The organism is Pirellulales bacterium (genome assembly GCA_035499655.1).
In the GTDB taxonomy this organism is placed as follows: domain Bacteria; phylum Planctomycetota; class Planctomycetia; order Pirellulales; family JADZDJ01; genus DATJYL01.
The window spans coordinates 1-21,772 of sequence record DATJYL010000131.1 but is presented as its reverse complement, the minus strand read 5'-3'; the positions used below and the strand labels follow the sequence as shown (position 1 = coordinate 21,772).

Annotated in this window: 18 protein-coding genes; 12 read left to right on the top strand and 6 right to left on the bottom strand. The window is 57.0% G+C overall.

The window, feature by feature from the left end; all coding sequences use genetic code 11:
* Positions 1–189: 189 nt before the first annotated feature.
* A complete protein-coding gene (locus VMJ32_09250) occupies positions 190–1,479 on the top strand; it encodes a thymidine phosphorylase (protein HTQ39205.1) in 1,290 nt (429 codons plus the stop codon).
* Here VMJ32_09250 and VMJ32_09245 read toward each other — a convergent pair.
* The 3 genes from VMJ32_09245 to VMJ32_09235 all read right to left on the bottom strand — a co-directional run bounded on the left by VMJ32_09245 (position 1,466) and on the right by VMJ32_09235 (position 3,519).
* Positions 1,466–2,035, bottom strand: a complete 570-nt coding sequence (locus VMJ32_09245) for a hypothetical protein (protein ID HTQ39204.1) — start codon at positions 2,033–2,035, stop codon at positions 1,466–1,468. The genes VMJ32_09250 and VMJ32_09245 overlap by 14 nt on opposite strands.
* A gap of 21 nt (positions 2,036–2,056) precedes the next feature.
* Positions 2,057–2,362, bottom strand: coding sequence for a hypothetical protein (locus tag VMJ32_09240; protein HTQ39203.1), 306 nt, complete (start codon positions 2,360–2,362; stop codon positions 2,057–2,059).
* A 284-nt stretch (positions 2,363–2,646) separates the two neighbouring features.
* Positions 2,647–3,519 (bottom strand): hypothetical protein, encoded by an 873-nt coding sequence (locus VMJ32_09235; GenBank protein HTQ39202.1) that lies wholly within the window; start codon positions 3,517–3,519, stop codon positions 2,647–2,649.
* A gap of 89 nt (positions 3,520–3,608) precedes the next feature.
* Here VMJ32_09235 and cdd point away from each other — a divergent pair, with 89 nt between their 5' ends.
* Both cdd and VMJ32_09225 read left to right on the top strand, forming a co-directional pair.
* Positions 3,609–4,046, top strand: coding sequence for a cytidine deaminase (gene cdd / locus VMJ32_09230; protein HTQ39201.1), 438 nt, complete (start codon positions 3,609–3,611; stop codon positions 4,044–4,046).
* Between the two features lie 109 nt (positions 4,047–4,155).
* Entirely contained in the window at positions 4,156–6,084 is a 1,929-nt protein-coding gene (locus VMJ32_09225; protein ID HTQ39200.1) for a nucleoside transporter C-terminal domain-containing protein, read from the top strand.
* A gap of 18 nt (positions 6,085–6,102) precedes the next feature.
* Here VMJ32_09225 and VMJ32_09220 read toward each other — a convergent pair whose 3' ends face one another.
* Positions 6,103–7,809 carry a trypsin-like peptidase domain-containing protein gene (locus VMJ32_09220; protein HTQ39199.1) on the bottom strand — a complete coding sequence of 569 codons (1,707 nt, stop codon included), beginning with the start codon at positions 7,807–7,809 and terminating at the stop codon, positions 6,103–6,105.
* A gap of 373 nt (positions 7,810–8,182) precedes the next feature.
* On the opposite strand from VMJ32_09220, the gene metG reads away from it, so the two are divergent.
* The gene (gene metG / locus VMJ32_09215; protein ID HTQ39198.1) at positions 8,183–10,426 is read left to right on the top strand and encodes a methionine--tRNA ligase; all 2,244 of its coding nucleotides are present in this window, start codon (positions 8,183–8,185) and stop codon (positions 10,424–10,426) included.
* Between the two features lie 65 nt (positions 10,427–10,491).
* Positions 10,492–12,285, top strand: a complete 1,794-nt coding sequence (gene polX / locus VMJ32_09210; protein HTQ39197.1) for a DNA polymerase/3'-5' exonuclease PolX — start codon at positions 10,492–10,494, stop codon at positions 12,283–12,285.
* A gap of 82 nt (positions 12,286–12,367) precedes the next feature.
* On the opposite strand, the gene VMJ32_09205 is transcribed toward polX, so the two are convergent.
* Positions 12,368–12,799, bottom strand: coding sequence for a transcriptional repressor (locus VMJ32_09205; GenBank protein ID HTQ39196.1), 432 nt, complete (start codon positions 12,797–12,799; stop codon positions 12,368–12,370).
* 216 nt (positions 12,800–13,015) lie between these two features.
* On the opposite strand from VMJ32_09205, the gene leuS reads away from it, so the two are divergent.
* The 4 genes from leuS to VMJ32_09185 all read left to right on the top strand — a co-directional run bounded on the left by leuS (position 13,016) and on the right by VMJ32_09185 (position 17,774).
* On the top strand, positions 13,016–15,949 hold the full coding sequence (leuS, locus tag VMJ32_09200) for a leucine--tRNA ligase (protein HTQ39195.1): 2,934 nt from the start codon (positions 13,016–13,018) through the stop codon (positions 15,947–15,949).
* A 54-nt stretch (positions 15,950–16,003) separates the two neighbouring features.
* Positions 16,004–16,996, top strand: coding sequence for an oxidoreductase (locus tag VMJ32_09195; protein HTQ39194.1), 993 nt, complete (start codon positions 16,004–16,006; stop codon positions 16,994–16,996).
* A complete protein-coding gene (locus VMJ32_09190; GenBank protein HTQ39193.1) occupies positions 16,996–17,415 on the top strand; it encodes an archease in 420 nt (139 codons plus the stop codon). Before VMJ32_09195 ends, VMJ32_09190 begins: the two co-directional genes overlap by 1 nt.
* An 86-nt stretch (positions 17,416–17,501) precedes the next feature.
* Entirely contained in the window at positions 17,502–17,774 is a 273-nt protein-coding gene (locus tag VMJ32_09185) for a hypothetical protein (GenBank protein ID HTQ39192.1), read from the top strand.
* Positions 17,775–17,815: 41 nt separating this feature from the next.
* On the opposite strand, the gene VMJ32_09180 is transcribed toward VMJ32_09185, so the two are convergent.
* The gene (locus VMJ32_09180) at positions 17,816–18,826 is read right to left on the bottom strand and encodes an aldo/keto reductase (protein HTQ39191.1); all 1,011 of its coding nucleotides are present in this window, start codon (positions 18,824–18,826) and stop codon (positions 17,816–17,818) included.
* Positions 18,827–19,107: 281 nt separating this feature from the next.
* On the opposite strand from VMJ32_09180, the gene VMJ32_09175 reads away from it, so the two are divergent.
* The 3 genes from VMJ32_09175 to VMJ32_09165 all read left to right on the top strand — a co-directional run.
* Positions 19,108–20,379, top strand: coding sequence for a glycoside hydrolase family 28 protein (locus VMJ32_09175; protein ID HTQ39190.1), 1,272 nt, complete (start codon positions 19,108–19,110; stop codon positions 20,377–20,379).
* Positions 20,380–20,473: 94 nt separating this feature from the next.
* Entirely contained in the window at positions 20,474–21,016 is a 543-nt protein-coding gene (locus VMJ32_09170) for a hypothetical protein (protein ID HTQ39189.1), read from the top strand.
* 28 nt (positions 21,017–21,044) lie between these two features.
* A partial coding sequence (locus tag VMJ32_09165; protein HTQ39188.1) for a hypothetical protein occupies positions 21,045–21,772 on the top strand: 728 nt, incomplete at its 3' end.

The window sequence follows — 21,772 nt, the reverse complement described above, 5'->3', positions numbered from 1 at the left end:
GATCGGCAAAAGGAAGTTTTCTGATTGGAGTGAGTTTATTCCACTCTGGTGATTTCTTTGATTTTCAATTTGCCCTATCCGCGAAATCCGTGTTCATCTCCTTTCATCCGTGGTTAGTCTTATGCCTTATTTACTGTCCTCTCTGTGCCTCCGCGTCTCCGCGATTCAATTTCATTTGAAAGAAACTGCATGAATCCTGTTGCCGTGATCATGAAAAAGCGTGACGGTGGTACGCTCACTACCGATGAAATTTCGCAATTCATGGGCGGGTTCGTCCGGGGCGAAGTGCCGGAATATCAAATGTCGGCCCTGGCGATGGCGATTTTTTTCCGTGGCATGGATGCGGCCGAAACCGCCGCGCTGGTCGACGTCATGCTGCAATCGGGCGCTACGCTCCAGTGGCCCGCGAGTTTGGGCACCATGGTCGACAAGCATTCCACCGGCGGCATCGGCGATAAAACTTCGCTGGTCATCGCGCCGCTGTTGGCCTGTTGCGGGCTGAAGGTGCCGATGATTTCCGGCCGCGGCCTGGGGGCGACCGGCGGCACGCTCGACAAGTTGGAATCGATTCCCGGCTTCCGCACGAATTTGAACGACAAGGAAATTCACACGGTGGTCGAAAAAGTTGGCTGCGTCATCACCGGCGCCACGGCCGATTTGGTCCCCGCCGACCGCAAGCTGTACGCCCTGCGAGATGTCAGCGGCACGGTGCCCAGCATCCCGCTGATTTGCGCGAGCATCATGAGCAAAAAAATGGCCGAGGGCTTGAACGCCTTGGTGCTCGACGTGAAATGGGGCAGCGGCGCGTTCATGCGGAAGCAGGAAGACGCCAAAACGCTGGCTCAGGCGATGGTCGCCACCGGCCAGCGAATGAACGTACGCACCACGGCCTTGCTGACCGACATGAATCAACCGCACGGCCGCATGGCAGGCAACGCCGTGGAAGTGGACGAAAGCGTGGCCACGCTGCAAGGCAAGGGCCCGGCCGATTTGGTCGAACTGTGCTTCGCACTGACCGCCGAGCTGCTCATTTCGACGGGCCTGGAAAAAACCGCCGCCGCCGCCAAAAAACGGCTGCAAGGTTTGATCGATTCCGGCGCGGCCCTGGAAAAATTCCGCGAAATGGTGGCGGCCCAAGGCGGAAATCTCGATGCCAAGCGTCCGATTGCTCCGGCCTGCGAAGTCACTGCCTCCCGCGCCGGTTACATTGCCGCCATGAACGTGGAGCAATTGGGCTTTGCGATTATCGAACTCGGCGGCGGCCGCCAAAAACTCGGCGACAAACTCGATTTCTCCACCGGCCTGGAAATGCTGGTACGCCTGGGCGACAAAGTCGACCGCGGCCAACCGCTGGTGCGCGTCTTCGCCCCGCCCGCCAAAGCCGAAACGGCCAAAAAAATGATCGCCGCCGCGATCAGCATTTCCGGCCAGCCGGTTACTCCTCCACCGCTGATTGTCGAGCGAATTATTGCGAGTTAGAAGCAGCATCGGACTCAATGACCGCGCCGAGTTTGTTTCCCCAATGAACCATGATGCGTGCTTTTTTGCGCGTAACAGTGTGTTTGGGCGGCACGCCAAGAACCTGCCCGAAGAATTGTCGCAAAAACCGTTTTCCGCTCTCGTTGTTAGGTATTGATCGAAGTTCGATGTTAACTGGCTCAAATTCCGTGCTTTTGCGCACATTCCGATAAAGATCGTCGAGATACTCGCATTCTCCATCTCGCACGATGTTGTCGTCAAGAAATATGGAGATCGAATCTGTGCAAATGAGCTCGAACTGACCTTCTAGCGCATCGGTGAGCGTAAGATGTTGTCGGACGACAACAGGGCATTTTGAAATGATCTTGTTGGGATTGTCTGCTAGGGCCTCAATGGTTTTGTAGACACGTTCACGGTCAGTTCCACGTTCAAGCAGCACCAAGCTGTAGCCATCGACAGCAGGCGGCGCAAGCTTATCGGGCGGACTTTTCTGCAACTGCGCTTTAGTCTGCGTATCTAACCAATTTATTGCATCAAGTGGTTCGTGAAATCCCATGGAAATGACCGCCAATTATCGCTACCGGCCATTGGACGAGGATACTTCCAGCTCCGACATCAGCAGCAAATCGAGTACGCTATAACTTTCATCGCGCTGGAATACGACCACCGTTCGGCCTGAGGGAGATTGCGCGACAAAATCGGGATGAGCAACATCAAAGCTTCGGCCATCGACCATGCGAATGGTAAACGGCCGAAACGGTTGCCAATGCAGTGTCGCTTTGAATTGCTCAGACGTCATGCTCAAATTATAACGCTGTCGGGTGGTATTGCCCAGCAAAAAACGGATCTGCTGGGTGCCATGCCCACGGTTCGACGTGGGCATGGACAAGCTGGAAAATCATGGCCACCCCGGGCAGTGGCCATGGCACCTGACGCGAGAATAATAACCGGTCTGGCCTGATTTGGAAAATGTAGTGGCGTCTATCGTCAGACGCTGAGAGACTTCCCTACCGCAACGGCTGAGGACAGCCGTCGCTACATTAATTTCCGTCCAATTTAGGCCACGGCTAGCCGGATTCGGGGCTCTTTCCAAGTGTAGGTTGTTTACCGGGCGTGCAAGAATACTAACCGCTTAAGACACCCGGAAAAGCGAGAATGTTCAGCCGATTATTTCGCCAGGATGTAGTTCGCGATTTGCGTGACCACTTCCTGCTCGTTGCCGTTGAAGCCGTGATGGGCCCAGGCTTCGCAGGGGTCTCCACGGGTTTGGCCGCCGCTGATGGGAATCAACTGTTTTTTCGGGGCGGCGGTGAATTGGGCCAGCAGCGCCGCAACGTTGCTGTAGGGACATTTGCTGCAGCCGTCTTCCGTGTGATGGATGATGAGCACGGGAATGCGCACGCGGTTCAGGGCCATGCTGGGCACGGCGGCTTCCTTGTTGTCGTTGAGAATGGTCGAAGTGAGCACCAGGCCGTCAGGCGCGTCGCCGCCGGTGAGCGACGTCGCCACATACGCCGCCGATTGAGTGCCGCGGCTGGTGGCGACTAGCCACACTGGCAGCTTGTACTGCTTTTTTACCCAGGCAATCACCGCCTTCATGTCGGCCACGTTTTGCGGCGTGACGCGAAAGCCAATCAGAAACGGCGCAGCCTGCCGATCCGACGGGGCATCGACCAGCACCGTGACGAAACCTTGATCGACAAACATCTGCCGGCTGCGAACTAGAAAATTGCCCGCCAGCGTGGTGATGGCGCCCGAGGGCGTCAGTTGCAGCCCGCCATTTCCGCCGGCCAGCAAAATAACCGCCGCCTTGGGGTCTTTGGGGGCAAGAACCAGCACGCGATCGGTCACATCGGGGCGCGTGGGTAAATCGTAGGCTTTGGGTGCGACTGGCGCCGGCGATGGCGCGGCTGCTGGGGCAGCAGGAGCGGGATTCGTAGCGCCAGCAGAAGCCGTTCCCGATTTAGGCACGTTTTGTCCGTACAATGGGCTCACGCAAATCAATAACAGCACGCCGCAGACAGTTAAAATTCTTGACATCGGCGCTCTCCCTCAATATTTGGCCGCGACAAACGATTCATTTTCCGCCGGTTGAGTAAGTTTATCACCCGTGTTATACAACAGGAACCATGCCCCTAGGCAAGCTAACTCCCGAGCAACGCCAAAAATTGGTTCAAGCGGCCTGCGATATCCGCCGCAACGCTCACGCTCCATACTCAAAGTTTCACGTGGGAGCCGCACTGCTGACGGCCTCGGGGAAAATCTACACCGGCTGTAATGTGGAAAACGCATCGTATGGGCTGACCATTTGTGCCGAGCGGAACGCCGTGTTCACCACGATTGCCGCGGGGGAAGGAAAAGCCGGACCGGAAAACAACTGGCTTGCCATGGCTGTGGCCACGCCGGGCGGACATTCACCCTGCGGGGCCTGCCGGCAAGTGCTGGTGGAATTCGCTCCGGAATTGCCGATTCTGCTGGTCGACTCCGACCAGCCAGAGTCCCCCCAGGGAGTGAAGGAGACCAACATGCAAACCCTTCTTCCGGGGCGGTTCATATTTTCGACGTAAGCGGTTTTCGCTTACCCCGTGGTGAAGCGGCGGCCGGGAAGTTATTATCGTGTGATTCTGCTCATCTTCGATTTCTTCATTCGCAGACCGATTGGATAGGTTCATTCGCATGCAGCCTCCGCCGTCATTGGAAACGCCCGTTGAACCGCACGATGCCCCGCCGCCGGCGGAAGTTTACAAGCCGACGCCGTTAAGCTGGCGAATGGCGATTGGAGCGGTGATTGCGGCGATAGGATTGGCGGCTTACTGGCAACAGGACGTGATTGGTTATAAAGGCCAGGCAGTGGCCGGAGTGCTCTTTTTTTTCGGCCTGGTAGCGATGTTCTCCGCGAATTTGCGAGCGGTGAACTGGCACACGATTATTTGGGGAATGGCGCTGCAGCTTGCGCTGGCTCTGTTGGTTCTGGGAAAGGACAAAACGTATTTTTACACGGCCGTTGTTTGTTTTGTTGGCATTGTGCTGGCGGTGCTATGGATTCACATCGTGCCGGTGCTGCGCGGCGAAACATTGCGCTTGCCCGGCTTCATTGGTGGGCTGGCTGTGATTGCAATCGCATACTGGATATTTTTCATCAAAGGCGTGCATGCAGCATTCGACGACGCAGGTGGATATGTAGGGGCTTTCATTGATTTTTCCGATAAGGGGGCACAATTCGTATTCGGCAACCTGGCCAAGCCCGGCGACATGGCCAAGGTTTTTGGCAACGATTTTATTTTTTGTTTTGCGTTCAAAGCGCTGCCGCCGATCATTTTCGTCTCCGCGTTTTTTACGGTGCTGTACCACTTTGGGGTGCTCCAGTGGTGCGTGCGAATGTTGGCCTTGGTGATGGTTCACTTAATGCGCACCAGCGGAGCCGAAACGCTTTCGGTTGCCGCCAACGTGTTCATGGGACAGACCGAAGCGCCGCTGATCGTGAAGCCCTACGTGCCGCGGATGACGAATTCCGAATTGTTTGTGCTGATGGCCAGCGGCATGGCGCACATTTCCGGCGGCATGATGGTAGTGTACATCAGTTATGGCGCCAATCCTGTCGCGGTGTTGACCACCTGCGTCATGGCCTGTCCCTGCAGCTTGTATTTGTCAAAATTGTTCCTGCCAGAAGTGAGCAAAACGGAAACCGGTGGGAGCGTACACACCAAGAAAGAAAAATCCCCTTATGTCAACGCGGTGGATGCGGCCGCGACTGGCACGACCGACGGTTTGAGTTTGGCGCTGAACGTGGGCGCGATGTTGATTGCCTTCATCGCCTTCGTGGCGCTGTTTGACGCGTTGCTGGGTGGGATTGGACCGGCGCTTGTGAAATGGCACATTCTGGCGTCCGACCAGGTGCCGGCGTGGATGAGCGATTTATCGCTGGGAAAAGTGTTCGGCTGGATATTTTCTCCAGTCGCTTTTTTGATGGGCGTGGCCAAGGAAGACATGGCCAAAGTGGGCAGCTTGCTGGGCTCTAAACTTTCGATCAATGAGCACTTCGCCTATCTGCAAATGCGGCAAATGCTCCCCAAAACCGATCCCACGACCGGTGTTATGACGCCCGGGTTGATCAGCCAGCGATCATTCATGCTTACCGCTTTCGCATTGACCGGATTTGCAAATTTTTCGTCGGTTGGAATTCAGTTGGGAGGCATTGGGTCCATTGCCCCCAACCGGCGGCACGATTTGGCCCGCTTGGGCATGCGGGCGCTGTTTGTCGGCTTTACGGCGACGCTGCTCAACGCATCGATCGCCGGGATTTTATTGCCCGACGTCGTGGAGACACCGCCGGCCGCCACCGCCCCGGATTCGACTTCGCCGGCTGCGACAACCTCGCCCAGCACATCAACAAACACAAACTCCGGCCAGCAAACTGGCACAACATCCGCTCCCGCAGCCACCGCGGCAACAAAGGGCGCCAGCGACAAGGCTCCGCCGGCGAATCCATCGGCTAGCAAATCGGCCCCGAGTAGCGCGGCGGCGAGTTCCGCAACATCGGGTGCGTCTTCATCGGCGGCGACGGATAAGAAGCCGATGGACAAAACGCCGGCAGGCAAGAAATGAGCGGCCAGGGTCGGGGGGTTATCGACGTTGGACGCCCTGGGATTGCTGGGCGGCGGTCAATTGCTCCAGCAGCGCCGGCGAGGCGTGATTGAGCACAATGATTTCGCTCTCCGCCTGTGCGTTTCCTTGTGGCCGTACTATGCACACCACATCCGCCCCTTGGGTTTCGTGGCGAATGGCGTCCAGCGCGGCTTTTTCATCAGGCGATAACTGCTGACCGCTGCGATCCGCAAGTCCCGCTGCCGGCGCAGCGTTACGATCGGAAAGTGCCGTTGTGGTTACTCCTACGGGCTGCAATTGATTGGCCGGCTGCAGTTGACGATCGAACATTACATTACCGCCGTTTGTCAACCGGTTGCCGCCATCCTGAGTTTGGCTGTCCAGTTGCGTCGTTTCGATGGCGCGTGGCGGCTGTGGGCGGCCATTGGAAGCCACTTGTCCGCTGGCCGCCGGCTCTCGATAGACAAATGACAATCCAACGTGATCTAACTCTTCGCACAAGGCGGGCAAGGCGGTAAATAACCCTTCGCTGGCTTCGGGATCGGCAGCGTAGCACACGCCCACAACCCAACCCTCGGGCGTGAACAACCCACCGCCGCTGCGTCCCTGCACGGGTTGAAACGCCACTTGCAAATTGGCGGCGCCGACATAACGGTTGATGGAAGTCACGTGGGTTTCCTTGGCCGTGGCGTCGGCCCCACCATCGCAGCCCATGCTGATCACCTTATCGCCCGTACGCACCATATATCCGGGCGGGGCCAACCGAGCGGCCGTTACCGGGTAGCGCGTGGCAATGCGAATCAAACCGACTTCCGATTTCAGATCGTAATCGACCAATTTTCCAGGCACGCCTTGCGGCGCTTCGGGACCGAACAGGTCGACCCAAATTTTTCCGTTTTTGGCCGCCTCGCGGAACATGTGGCCGCAGGTGATAATCAGCGCTTCGCCGCTGCGGGCGTCGACGATGGTTCCGGAGCCGCGAGAGATTCCGGTTTCATCTTCAATTCTCAGCCGCACGCTGGCCCGCAAGAGCGGTTCATACGCGTCTGGAACGCTTGTTCCGTCGGCAGTCGACCGATTGTGTAGAGTGGAGGACTGATTTTCAAAATCATCAGTGTGTCCTGCGTCGCGCGGGTCGTGCCCCGGGAAATCATCGCCCCGGGCAAACGTGTCGGGGTGCGAGCGGAAACGACTGCCGAAAAATCCGTTTTGGTCCGGCGATGAAGGCTGCGTCGGCGGAAACGGAATGCCACCGCCGGAGAGTAGGCCAATGCCTCCGGGCGATTGTCCGCGAGAAGCATTCACCTGCGGCCCAACTCCGTTGCGGCTGAACATGGCTTCCAGGCGGCTACGATCGGTAACGCCCACCACGCGATCCACCTCACGCCCGTGGACGACCATCACAAAGCAAGGAATGCCGGTCACGCCAAAGCGATTGGCCAGTTCGCGCTCCTGGTCGATGTTGACGCGGCGCACCGGGTAGCCTGCGGCCAAAATTGAACCGACGACCGGGTCCATTTGCCGGCAGGGTCCACACCAATCGGCGCGGAAATCCAACAGCAGGGTGTCCTCGTTGGCCGCTGCGCCGCCGGAGGGAGCATAGTCTGAGTGGGTTGGTTGGATATTGCCAAGTGGCGCCAGTTCAAAATTATCAGCTTGTGTCCGTTGGGAATCGCCGGGAGCGGCCAGCGAAATCATTGCCGCCGCAAGATATGCAAAATTCATGCGCTCCCTCCTTGGATCGCAATGGTGATCCCCAGGGAGCGCAAACCAATCGCCGCGGCCCGCATCCGCCTGAAGCCAGCTTCCTTGCCGACCGCTGATGTGTTTCAACCGGTCCGCCTTTGCCGGCGGTGTTGCCATCAGAACAGGCTGACACGGCTGTCGTGCCGCGAACCCGACGCCCTTCCCTGGAGTCTGGGAGGTGGAATGATCGTAGACCCGCCGCGTTGCCACAAGCCCAAACGTCGTGAATTTCCAACGCAAGCCCAGCTTGGAAATTAGCGGCATAAAATTCCCCATTCCGTGGCGGGCCACATCTGTCCTACAATGTCGGGCTTAACATTCCGCCCGTGCCAGCAGGCTCGCCCAAGTTTACATGACCGCCCGTCAAATTCTCGTTACCGCCGCACTGCCGTATGCCAACGGGCCGATTCATTTGGGCCACTTGGTCGAGTATATCCAAACCGATATTTGGGTGCGGTTCCAAAAACTGCGCGGCCACCGTTGCATTTACATCTGTGCCGACGACACGCATGGCACGGCCATCATGATCCGTGCCCGGCAAGAAGGCCGCAGCGAAGAAGCTTTGATTGCGGACATGCGCGAGCAGCATTTGCGCGATTTCACCGGTTTTCACGTCGAGTTTGACAATTACGGCAGCACCAACAGCCCGGAAAACCGCCGGCTGTGCGGTGAAATTTGGTCCGCGATTCGGGCCGCCGACATGGTGCGCGAGCGTGAGGTGACGCAGCTTTACGATCCGCAGGCCAAGACTTTTCTGGCAGATCGATTTGTGAAAGGCACGTGCCCACGCTGCAAATCGCCCGATCAATATGGCGACACGTGCGACAATTGCGGCTCGACGTACAGTCCCAGCGATTTAATTAACCCCGTCAGCACGCTCTCCGGGGCCAAGCCGGAATTGCGAAGCGCCAAGCATTTGTTTATCGAACTGGAAAAGCTGCACGAGTTTTTAGCCGGTTGGGCGAAAGGGGACGATCCGCACGCGCCGCTGCAGTCGGAAGTCGCCAATTATTTGAAGGGGCATTTTCTCAACGAGCCGCTGCGCGATTGGGATGTATCCCGCCCCGCGCCATATTTCGGCTTCGAAATTCCCGACAGCCCAGGCAATTATTGGTACGTCTGGTTCGACGCGCCGATCGGTTACATGGCATCGCTCACCGAGTGGTGCCAAAAAAACGGCGAGAAGTTTGAAACGTGGTGGCCGCGCAGTGCAAATTCACGTGATGTGAATTCGTTTAGCCGCGACGCGAAGTCTGCGGAGCGGAGCGCTAATCCGGCGTCCGCTCCCGAAATCCACCACTTCATCGGCAAAGACATCACGTACTTTCATACGCTGTTTTGGCCCGGCATGCTCAAAACGGCCGGTTTCCAACTGCCAACCAAAGTACACATCCACGGCTTTCTCACCGTCGGCGGCGAGAAAATGTCGAAGAGCAAGGGGACGTTCATCCAAGCGTCGACTTACTTGAAGCATTTGAATCCCGCGTATTTGCGCTACTACTACGCCAGCAAACTCAGCCCGCGTGTTGACGATTTGGATTTGAATCCCGATGAGTTTGTGACGAAGGTGAATTCCGATCTCGTCGGCAAGGTCGTCAACCTCGCCAGCCGCACGGCGCGGTTTGTAGAAGAGACGGGTTTGTCCACAAATTTTCATGGTTCCAAAATTCTGCGTACGGAAGCAAGCAGCGACTCCGTGCATACAGGCCTCAGGTATATTCGGAGTGCAGCGGAAGACGGTGAACTTATCGCAAAAGCTTATGAAGAGTGCGATTATAACAAAGCGATGAGACACATTATGCTACTCGCCGACAACGCGAACAGTTTTGTTGACAAGGAGGCGCCTTGGGAAATCGCCAAGCGAATCAAAAATGGTCAGGAATTGGAGTTGAACAAGCGTAATCTTCAAGATGTTTGCACTGTCGCGCTCAATTTGTTCCGCCAACTCACTATTTATCTCGCGCCGGTGTTGCCGGAATTGGCAAAGCAAGCCGGCGAGCTGTTGAATGATCCAATCACACATTGGGATCAGGCCGGAAAACCGCTGGTCGGTACGCGCGTCAATAAATTCAAACCTCTGCTCACCCGAGTCGAACCCGCACAGGTGCATGCCATGATTGAAGAAAGTAAAGAAGCCGCGCCCGTGAAAGCCGCATCCGCTTCACCCGGCGTGGCCGCCGGGGCTAATATCTCGCCCCTCGCCCCTCAACCCTCGCCTCTTTCCAGCGACGGGCCTGAAGCGCTGGCCGCAGAGCCACTCGCTCCGGAATGCAGCATCGACGATTTCACAAAAGTTGATTTGCGTGTGGCCCGCATTCTTACTGCCGAAGAAGTGCCTGACGCTCGCAAACTGCTCAAGCTCACGCTCAGTCTCGGCGGCGACGTGCGAAAAACCGTGTTCGCAGGCATTAAAAAAGCGTACCCACAGCCGGAAAAACTCGTTGGCCGGCTGGTTATCTGCGTGGCCAATTTACAGCCGCGGCAAATGAAGTTCGGCCTCAGTGAAGGCATGGTCACGGCCGCCGGTGGCGGCGGCGACGAAGTGTTTTTGCTTTCGCCCGACAGCGGCGCCAAACCCGGCCAGCGCGTGCATTGAAACATTGGCGGTTTATTATTTACCCCCCGGTGAGTCACCGGGGGGTAAATACATATAATGCGCACATGAAAAATTCCGAAATTGCCGCCGCGTTCGATCTGGTCGCCGACATTCTGGAATTTCAAAACGCCAATCCATTTCGGGTGCGGGCATATCGCAATGCTTCGCGCACCATTGGCGACTTGGCCGAGCCGCTGGAAAAAATCGCCGCGGATGCCAACCGCAAGCTGACTGACATTGCGGGCATCGGCGCGGACCTGGCCGAAAAAATCAAGGTGATGCTCGCCACCGGCTCGCTGCCGATGCTGGTGGAATTGCAGGCCCAGGTGCCGCAAAGCGTGTTGGCACTGCTGCGGATTCCCGGCCTCGGGCCGAAAAAAGCGGCGCTGTTGCACAAAGAATTGGGCATCAAAACGCTGGAAGAATTAAAAGCCGCCTGCGAAGCGCAAAAAGTACGTGCGCTGAAGGGCTTTGGCGAAAAGACCGAGGCGACCATTCTGGCCGGCCTGGCGTTCGCCGCCTCGCCGGAAGTGGAACGCATGTACTGGGCCGAAGCCGATACTTATGCCCAAGCCCTGGTGGAGCATTTACGGGCCGCTAAAAGCGTGAAGCAAATTGAGCTGGCCGGCAGCTACCGCCGCGGGCGGGAAACCATCGGCGATTTGGACGTGCTGGTCGAAAGCCGCGACGTGCAGGAAGTGATGGACCGACTGGCCACGTTCGAGGGCATCGACACCGTGCTGGGCCGCGGCGAAACCAAAATGTCGGTCCGCCTCGCCAACGGTCTGCAAATCGACATGCGAATTGTGGAAGCGAAATCGTACGGCGCCGCCCTTGTATATTTCACCGGTTCCAAAGCCCACAACGTGGTGCTGCGCGGCATGGCGAAAGACCGTGGATTGAAAATCAACGAATACGGCGTGTTCAAGATGGAAGCGCCGCCGGAGAAGAACAAAAAGAAGGCCAGCAAACCCGCGAAGGAAGACGCTGATGAAGCAGCCGAGGGCATTTACATCGCCGGGCGTACGGAAAAAGATGTTTACGCCACCCTCGATTTGCCCTGGATTCCGCCCGAGCTGCGCGAAGATCGTTGGGAATTCGCATGGGCCGAGGAAAACAAATTGCCCAAGCTGATCGAGCTGGACGACATGGTCGGCGACCTGCACATGCACACCGATGCGTCGGACGGCAAAGCCACACTGGAGGAGATGGTGGCCGCGGCCCAAGCGCTGGGCCTGAAATACATCGCCATTACCGATCATTCACCGCGCGTCACCGTGGCCAACGGTTTGAACGCCGATCGGCTGAAAAAACAGTGGGACAAAATCGACAAGTTGAACGAAAAGCTCCGCGGCTTTACCGTGCTTAAAGGTGTGGAAGTCGACATTTTGGAAAAGGGCCCGCTCGATTTGGATAATAAGTGCCTTAGCGGCGCGGATTGGGTCGTGGCCAGCGTTCACTTCGGCCAGAATCAGCCGCGCGAGCAAATCACCAAGCGGATTGTCGATGCCCTGGCTAACCCCAATGTGTGTGCCATCGCGCACCCGACAGGCCGGATCATCAACCGCCGCAAGCCTTACGAAGTCGATTTGGAAGCGGTCTACGAGGCGGCGCTTGAGCACCACAAAATTTTGGAGTTGAATAGCAATCCCGCCCGGCTCGATTTGGACGACATCCACTGCGCCGCCTGCCGCGAGCGCGGCATTCCAGTGGTGATTTCGACCGACGCCCATAGCGTGGCGGGGTTGAACGTGATGCGGTTCGGCATTTTGCAGGCTCGTCGGGCAGGTTTGACGAAAGCCGACGTGGCCAACACGCGGCCGTGGAAAGAAGTGAAAAAACTGCTGGGGCGGAAGTGACGGCAGCGCTAAACCGCAAGCGGTGGATGATGGCAAATCATTGGAACGTGGCCCCACCCGCTAGCGATTTAGCATGCGCCTTCTACCGCTCGAACCGGCCGAGCACTTCCAAGCGGTAGCCGGTGACTTGAAAACCGTCGCGGGCCAGCTTTTTTAGCAGTTGCGGATTGAGTTTTTGCAAGAGTTGCGGATCAAAGTCGAGCGGCAGATCGCGCACTTCGCCGGTGTTTAAATCGCGCAAGTGATAATGATCTTCGCCGCCGCAATCGTAGCGGGCCGAGCCGGGGCCGTTGGTTAGCTTGTTGGCCAATTGCGATTCGACCAGCGCTTCCAGCGCGTTGTAAACTGTCGCCAGGCTGATGTGGGGAATCCGCCGCCGCACGGCCTGATACACTTCGTCGGCGGTGGGATGATGGTGGGCTTGCTCCAGATACGTGTACACCGCGGCCCGTTGCGTGGTATAGCGGCAGCCGGCGGCGCGCAAGGCGGCGCGAACCTCGGCGGGAGTACGCATGGTCATTCTCGCGGGAGAAATCGCACGTTTTTTGGACGGGGTAGACATCACTGCCACTATAGCGCGGCGGGCGGCAACGGTCAAGAAACGCCCGAACTGCGCGGCCTATGCCCTGCGCAGCGCAGGGGGTAAAATCGCCCATTCGAGGACAGGTTCAGGAGTGACTTCCGGCTAATCGCTTACTACAAATTACCAACCGCTAATCGCTTCCTTCACATGCCGCGCTACAATCACGCCACCATCGAGCCCAAGTGGCAGCAGTATTGGGAACAGAACCGCACGTTCGCCGCGCCGCGCATGCCGACGGGCGAAAAAATGTACGTGCTCGATATGTTCCCTTACCCCAGCGGCGACGGTTTGCACGTGGGGCATCCGGAAGGATACACGGCGACTGACATCGTATGCCGTTACCAGCGAATGCGCGGCAAAGCGGTGATGCACCCGATGGGCTTCGACAGCTTCGGCCTGCCTGCTGAAGAGCATGCCATTCGCACCAACACGCCGCCGCGGATCAGCACGGAAAAAAACATTGAGAACTTCCGCCGGCAATTGAAAATGCTCGGCTTCAGCTTCGATTGGCAGCGTGAACTGGCGACGACCGATCCGGATTATTTCCGCTGGACGCAATTCATTTTTCTGGTGTTGTTCGATACGTGGTTCGATGAGGATTTTCAATGGCAAGATTCCGCCGGCCACACTCATAACGGCAAAGGCCGGCCGATTAGCGAGCTGCCGATTCCAGCAGAAGTAAAAGGGGCCGGGGCCGAAGCGGTGCGGCGCTACCAGGATTCGCACCGCCTGGCTTATCAGCATGAAGCACCGGTCAACTGGTGCCCGGCCCTGGGCACGGTGCTGGCAAACGAGGAAGTTGTTGGCGGCGTGAGCGAAGTCGGCGGACATCCGGTCGTGCGGCTGCCGCTGCGGCAGTGGATGCTGCACATTACCGCCTACGCCGACCGGCTGGAAAAGGATTTGGAACTGGTCGATTGGCCTGCCAGCATTAAAAAACTGCAAAGCGATTGGATCGGCCGCAGCACCGGCGCGGAAGTTGATTTTTATGTTGGAAATGCAGAAGGCAGAAAGCAGAAGGCAGAAAACGAACAAAAGTCAGAGAGCCGCGACCGTGAGGGAGTGGAAGCGGCTTTTGAAGACTGGAAATCTCACCGGGCCAAAGCCGGCTTTCCGCCCCAAGCGCCCGGCGATGTGCTTCGCATTTACACCACCCGGCCCGATACGTTGTTTGGTGCAACCTACATGGTCATCGCGCCGGAGCATCCGTTTGTCAATCGGCTGGCGATGCCGACACAAGCTGACGCCGTTCAAAAATACTGCGAGGCGGCGGCACGCAAAAGCGATTTGGATCGCACCGAACTTTCGAAAGAAAAAACGGGCGTGTTCACCGGCAGCTACGCCATTAACCCGGTGAATGGCCATCCCGTGCCGATTTGGGTGGCCGATTACGTGTTGATCAGTTATGGCACCGGCGCGATTATGGCTGTGCCGGCCCACGATGAACGCGATTTCGAATTCGCCAAAGCGTACCACCTGCCGATTGTTCCCGTCGTAAAACCGACCGGGCAAAAGGAAGCGGTGGCCGACGGCAGCGAGATGAAGGAAGCTTTTATCGGCGATGGCGAAGCGATCAATTCCGGTCACTACAATTATCTCTCGACACCGGAATTCAAACTGCGGATCATCGCTGATTTGGCCGCAGCGGGCCTGGGCATTGGCGCTGTCAATTACAAACTGCGCGATTGGTTATTTAGTCGCCAGCGCTTCTGGGGCGAGCCGTTTCCGATTTTGCACGAGCTCGACGATGCAGGATATCCAACGGGCTTGTTGCGCATCGTGCCGGCCAGTGAATTGCCCGTGAATCTGCCGGAGCTGGCCGATTTCAAACCGATCGGCGAGCCCAAGCCGCCGCTGGAAAAAGCGCCCGCCGAGTGGCTCTACCCTGTGATTGACGGCAAAAAATACAAACGTGAAACCAACACCATGCCGCAATGGGCCGGCTCGTGCTGGTACTATCTCCGCTTTCTCGACAACAAAAACGGCAAAGCGCTGATCGACCCGGCCGTGGAAAAAGCGTGGATGCCGGTTGATTTGTACATCGGCGGGGCCGAGCACGCCGTGCTGCATTTGCTCTATTCGCGGTTTTGGCACAAAGTGCTGTTCGACCGCGGTTATGTGAGCACGCAGGAGCCGTTCATGAAGCTCGTGAACCAGGGGATGATTTTGGGTGAACCGACTTTTGATGTTTACGTCAAATTGGATGATAACTCGAATTATACAAACGAGTTCGTGTCCGCTGGTCAAGCCGAATATGGAGTTGGCTATGGAATGAAAACGATTGCTAGAGACCAGGTTACGCTGCGGAGTGGCGTACCGTATTGGGTGCACGATGGAAAGGAGTATGAATTGACATCGCGCGCGGAGAAAATGTCTAAGTCTCGCGGCAACGTGGTCAATCCCGATCAGGTTGTGAAAGAATACGGTGCCGATTCGCTCCGTCTGTACGAAATGTTCATGGGCCCGCTGGAAGCCACTAAGCCGTGGAGCATGGCCGGGGTGAACGGCGTATTCGGATTTTTGGGGCGCGTGTGGCGGATGATTGTCGCCGATCAGGCGGAGGAAATGCAGCTTAACCCGGCGGTGCAAAATGTGCCGCCCACTCATGAGCAAAATCGTACGCTGCATAAAACCATCGCTGCGGTGACCAAAGATTTGGACCATCTGGAATTCAACACGGCCATTGCCCGGATGATGGAGTTCACGAATTTTTTCACCAAGGAAACGGTGCGGCCACAGGAAGCGATGGAAAAGCTGGTGCTAATTTTGTCGCCGTTTGCCCCGCACATTGCCGAAGAGCTGTGGCAAGCCCTGGGGCACACCAAGACACTGGCTTACGAACCGTGGCCCACGGTCGACCCGCGCTGGCTGCAAGAAGATACGGTCGAAGTGCCGGTGCAAATCAACGGCAAGCTGCGTGGCAAAATTACGGTGCCGGCCGGCGCTGCGGCCAGCGATCCGAAATTGCTGGAAGCCGCCGCCAAAGCCGATCCGAAAATCGCCGAGCTGCTGGCCGGGAAAACCATTATCAAAGTCGTCGCCGTGCCCGGGCGGTTGGTGAATTTTGTAATCAAAGGTTGATCGTGGCAGTGAGAGGCAGTTCAAATTTCAGGCACTCACTCATCGGGGCCGCCCATGCCCAAATCCATGCGATGTTTTCTGGTTACCAAGCGCGAAAACGGAGTTGTCGAACGCCGTCTGGCAACCGTGCCGCTGGATGATTTGCCCGCTGGCGAGGTGCTGGTGCGCGTGCAATACTCCTCGCTGAATTACAAAGACGCCCTGGCGGCCACGGGGCATGCGGGCGTGGTGAGCCGATTTCCGCACGTGCCGGGCATCGATGGAGCCGGCACGGTGGTGGAAAGCAACTCGCCGAAATTCCGCGCGGGCGACGAAGTGATTGTCACGAGTTTTGAACTGGGCGCGGCACGCTGGGGCGCGTATGCCGAGTTCATCCGCGTGCCGGCCGAGTGGGTCGTGCCGCTGCCCGCCGGATTAACGCTGCGGGAGAGCATGGTTTTGGGCACCGCTGGATTCACCGCGGCGCTGTGTGTTGAGGCAATCCAGCGGCAGGGCATTGGTCCGGAACGAGGCGATGTGGTGGTCACCGGCGCTAGCGGCGGCGTGGGCTCGTTGGCGGTGGCGATGTTGGCGCAAGCCGGCTTTCGTGTTTCGGCCGTGAGCGGAAAGCCGGCTGCAGCAGATTTGCTACGGCGACTGGGCGCGAAAGAAATTCTGCTCCGCGAAACGGTGACCGACACGTCCGGCAAGCCGTTGCTCAGAGCGCAGTGGGCGGCGGCCATCGACACCGTCGGCGGCACGGTTCTTTCCACGCTGCTGCGGTCGATGAAAGAACAAGGCTGTGTGACTGCCTGCGGATTGGTCGGCGGCACAGAATTGCCCATCACGGTGTATCCGTTCATTTTGCGGGGTGTGGTGTTGGCGGGCATTGATTCCGCTTGGTATCCGGCGGATAAACGGACCGCGCTGTGGGCGAAATTGGCCGGACTGTGGAAACCCGCGCAGCTCGATGAATTGTCGACCGAAGTGGCGCTGGCCGATTTGGAGCCGAAGATTGAAGACATTTTGGCCGGCCGCTCGGTAGGCCGCACTGTGGTGAAAATTTGATGATGTATGAAGTTTTCTCCCACACGGCTGATATCGGGCTGCGCATTCGTTCCGGCACGCTGGAAGAGTTATTCTGCGAGGCAGCGGCCGGATTGTTCTCGCTGATCGTGAGTAATCTCGACGAAGTTCAACCGCGGGACGAAGTCGTATTCTCGTTGCCTCGCCTCGACGGCGAAACCGATTATCTGCTATTCGACTGGATCAACGAATTGCTGTTCACCTTCGATTCCCGGCGGCTGGTGCTCTCGAAGTTTTCCGTGCAGATTTCGCAGGTCGGCTTGCAAGCGACGGCTTGGGGCGAGCCGCTCGATGCGACGCGGCACGGGCTGGATCACGAAGTGAAAGCCATCACGTATCACGGGCTAAAAGTCGTGCCCGAAGCCGGCGGCTGGCTGGCGGAAGTGATTGTGGATATTTGAAATCACCTGGCGGCCGATTTACACTCTTTTCCGCTTACCGTTTTGCCCGCAGCGTAATTTGCGATCCCTATCTCGGAGGCCGTTCGATGTTCAAACGCGTGAATTCGTTGATTGCGGAAAACATTCCCATGGTAGAACTGATGGCGGTGTTAATGCGGATCATCAGTTTCACACTTGTGGCGTGGATGGGACCTTCCAGCCCGTTTTTATTCGTCTGGTTTTTCAACACGACCGACGCCATTTTGCTCATCTGGTGCGCGCTGCTTCGCAAACATCAGGCGTACATTGTGCTCAACGCTTTTTGGATTTTGGTTGGGTTGATTGGCATTTTGCGCGCTGCCGGCCTGCTGCATTCGTGAGAGACGCCGCACATTTAACATTCGTGAAGACGTCGCAATTTTCAGGGGCGCAGAATGCTTTCGATGTTCGACAATTCCGCGCTGCTGAATTCCAACTGCCCCAGCATTTCCACGGCATCGTCGATGTGTTCCACGCGGCTGGCGCCAATCACTACAGAGGTCATGGCGCCGTGCCGGCGGTTAGCAGCACTGTCGCGCAGCACCCAGGCCAGCGCCATTTGCGATAATTTTTGCCCGCGGGCCTTGGCCACGTCATTCAGCCGGCGAATTATCGACAACTTCTCCTCTGTAATATGCTCAGGCTTCAAAAAAACCGATTTGCTGGCCCGCGAACCGGCGGGAATGCCGCTCAAATACTTGTCTGTCAGCAGCCCCTGTGCGAGCGGGGAAAAAGCGATGCATCCCACGCCTTCGGCCGCCAGCAAATCGAGCAGCTCGTCCTCGACCCAGCGCTCGAACATGCTGTACTTGGCCTGGTGAATGAGGCACGGCGTGCCGAGCTGCCGCAGCAGCGCAACGGCCCGTTGCATTTCCGGTGGTTTGTAGTTCGACACGGCGGCATACAGCGCCTTGCCGCTGCGGACTATGAAATCGAGCGCGCCCATCGTTTCTTCCAGCGGCGTGTGGGGATCGGGCCGGTGATGATAGAAAATGTCGACGTAGTCCAAGCCCATGCGCTTCAGGCTTTGATCCAAACTGGCGACAAGGTACTTGCGGCTGCCCCAATCGCCGTACGGTCCAGCCCACATGGTGTAGCCGGCTTTGGAGGAGATGATGAATTCGTCGCGGTGGGCTTGCAGTTCGCCGTGCAAAATTTTTCCGAAGTTTTCCTCGGCGCTGCCCGGCGGCGGGCCGTAATTGTTCGCCAGGTCAAAGTGTGTGATGCCCAAGTCAAAGGCATGTAGCATCAGTCGGCGGGCGTTGTCGAAATCGTCGACGCCGCCGAAATTGTGCCACAAGCCCAGTGACACAGCGGGCAGCTTCAGGCCGCTAGCGCCGCAACGGTTGTAGCGCATGCTGGCGTAGCGATTTTCAGCCGGTCGGTAGCTCATGATGGCGATTTCCTACGAACGGAACACTCAAGGCGATGCTGCGCACAAACGCTCGGCTAGCAGGCCACTCGCTTGGCAAATTCCATTGAACTATGATGGATTTACCATAGAATCGAACCTGTCGCCGCAAACATTACAAGGGGGATATTGTGACACGATTCATGAGGCAGCGGTACAGTTGGCTGTTGGTGACGTCTGTTTGCTTTTTCGTGCTCACGAGCCTGCAATTACAGACGCGTCACCAGGCATTTGGGGCGGATGATTCCAGCGTCAACCAATCCGTGCCGGCCGCAACTGCCCCCGATTGGCCGGCCGATGTCAACCCGGCCCTGCCAAAAATTCCCGACCGCACGTTTAATCTGCAGGATTTTGGCGGGGTTGGCGACGGGAAAACTTGGAACACCCAGGCGTTCAAAGACGCAATCGCCAAGGTGAAACAGTCCGGCGGCGGTCGGCTGATTGTCCCCGCAGGCGTGTACCGTACGCTGCCGTTCGAGCTTTGTAGCCAGCTCGATTTGCATCTGGAGGAAGGCGCCGTGATCCAAGCGCCTGGCACGTTTGCCGATTACGACCTGCCCGAACCCAGTACACTCACCACCCAGGAGGAAGTGCGACAAAAGGTGAAAGCGCCGCCGCCCTTGATTTCCGGAACAAGCTTGCACGACGTGGCGCTGACCGGCTCGGGCACGATCGACGGGGCGGGACAAATTTGGTGGCCTTGGACCGAACGGGCAACGCGGACTCAGCCCGGCCGCATTATTTATCCCCGGATGAAATTGGTGGTAATCAACGGCTGCCAGCGCTTACACGTCGACGGCATTACGATCCGCAATTCGCCGCAGTTTCATCTGGTGCCGATCGATGTCACAGACTTGCTGATCGAGAACGTGAAACTGCAAGCGCCCGCCACGGCACAGAACACCGACGCCATCGACCCCACAAATTGCTCAAACGTGCTGATTCGCAATTGCGAAATCGACGTCGGCGACGACAACATTGTCATCAAAAGCGGCGGGCATGACATTTTAATTGAAGATTGCCGCATTCTTCATGGGCACGGCATTTCCATCGGCAGCGGCACGACAAACGGCATTCACAACATGCTGGTGCGGCGGTGCACGATGGAGGGGACCGACAACGGCATTCGGATTAAATCGATGCGCGGCGCCGGCGGTGCAGTGAAACACATCCGTTATGAAGATATTCAGATGAAGGACGTGCATTACGCCTTCGTGTTCGATCTGTTGTACATGGACGATGCGCGGCCCAACTTCCGCGGCGAGCCAAATAAAATACCCAGCATGCGCGACGTTGAAATATGCAATGTGAAGGTCGAAAGCGCCAAAGACGCCGGCCGCATTTGGGGACTGCCCGAAAGCCCCATTTCCGGCATCACGTTCCGCAACGTCCAAATTACGGCGGATACTGATTTCAAGCAGCAAGACGCCCACGATATTACCTACGAAAACGTGACCCGGCACATTAAAGACGCCAGCGACAGCAAGCCGAGCGACAACAAGCCCGGTGACGAACATGCTGGGGATCACTCATAGGTCGATTGGACAGCGCGTGGCTGAAGTGCTATCCTGAGCGGTGAGTGGCGTCGATCATTTGAAAGCACCAAATCTTATTCACGAGGAAAACGCCATGAACATTCACGTGCATCGCATCTTGCTGGCGGGCATTTTGGCTGTGGTCATTTTCCAAGCGGCAGCGACAGCCAGGGCTGAGGAAAAAGTCACCCTGTCCGACATGCACATTTGCTGCCCAAGTTGCGTGAAGGCGATTCAAACTGCTGCCGCCACGGTCCCGGGCGTCAAATGTGTAGCCAGCCAAGACGATTACACCACCACGCTGACGGCTGACAATTTGGCCACGCTCCAAAAAGGGGTCGATGCGCTGGTGAAAGCCGGCTTTTGCGGCACGCCGGATAACAAGGCCATTAAAATTGCCGACGTGAAAGCGCCCCAGGGGAAAGTGACGAAGCTCGAAATCGCCCACGTGCACAACTGCTGCGGCAAATGCACCGCGGCGTTGAAAGACGCGCTGTCGGACGTGAAAGGCATCACCAGCAACACGCTGGAGCCGAAAAAGACCTCGTTCGTTCTGGAAGGCAACTTCGACGCCGGCGAGGCGGTGAAAGCGCTGGTGAAATCCGGGTTTTATCCGGAGTTGAAAGAAGCGAAGTAAATCGCTCGTTTTTCAATGAGCCGCAATTATGAGTGCCTTGATTGAGCAATCACCAAGTGCGGACAGGTTGCTTGATACATTGTGCCAGCATCTTATCAGCTTATCTTGGATTGATTCGGGCAAAGAATCTTCCGATCCAGGATCCAGTGATGATTTGAAGGCGTTTTCGGTTTCGGCTTTTGTAATCTCCGTCAGAAATATATGGTTTCTCGTTACCGCTGGTCACATTATTAATGACATTGAAAGTCGACGACAAAACGGCCGAAAGATCATCAGCGCGAGATTGATCGACGGAATAGGTTCGAGCAAATCTTTTCCGTCCATTCCATTTGATCTCGACAATTGCCATTGTTGGTCAATCTACGAGCAAGGCCTTGACTATGCATTGATACCACTTCTACCGCTATATACGAAGCAATTAATTGCGGGCGGAGTACAAGCGCTCGACGAAGGTGCATGGAGAGAAGTGCCAAATGACCTTAATGGTTATTTCCTCATTGGTTTTCCCACTCAGGTTCAAACCATTAGAATTGACGGGAATGGCCAGAGCGGCATTGTCAACGTCGAACTTAACACACCGCTCCTCCAAGTGTTTCCCGTTTATGACCCTCCGGAGGAGCTCAAGAAAGTTAACGACCGATTCTATGCTAAAGTTCCGGTCATACAGGGTGAAGCTGGCGGAAGACATTCGATGCTAACAGATATTGATGGGATGAGCGGCGGTCCTTTGTTCGGTGTCAAGCAGGTCGATGATCA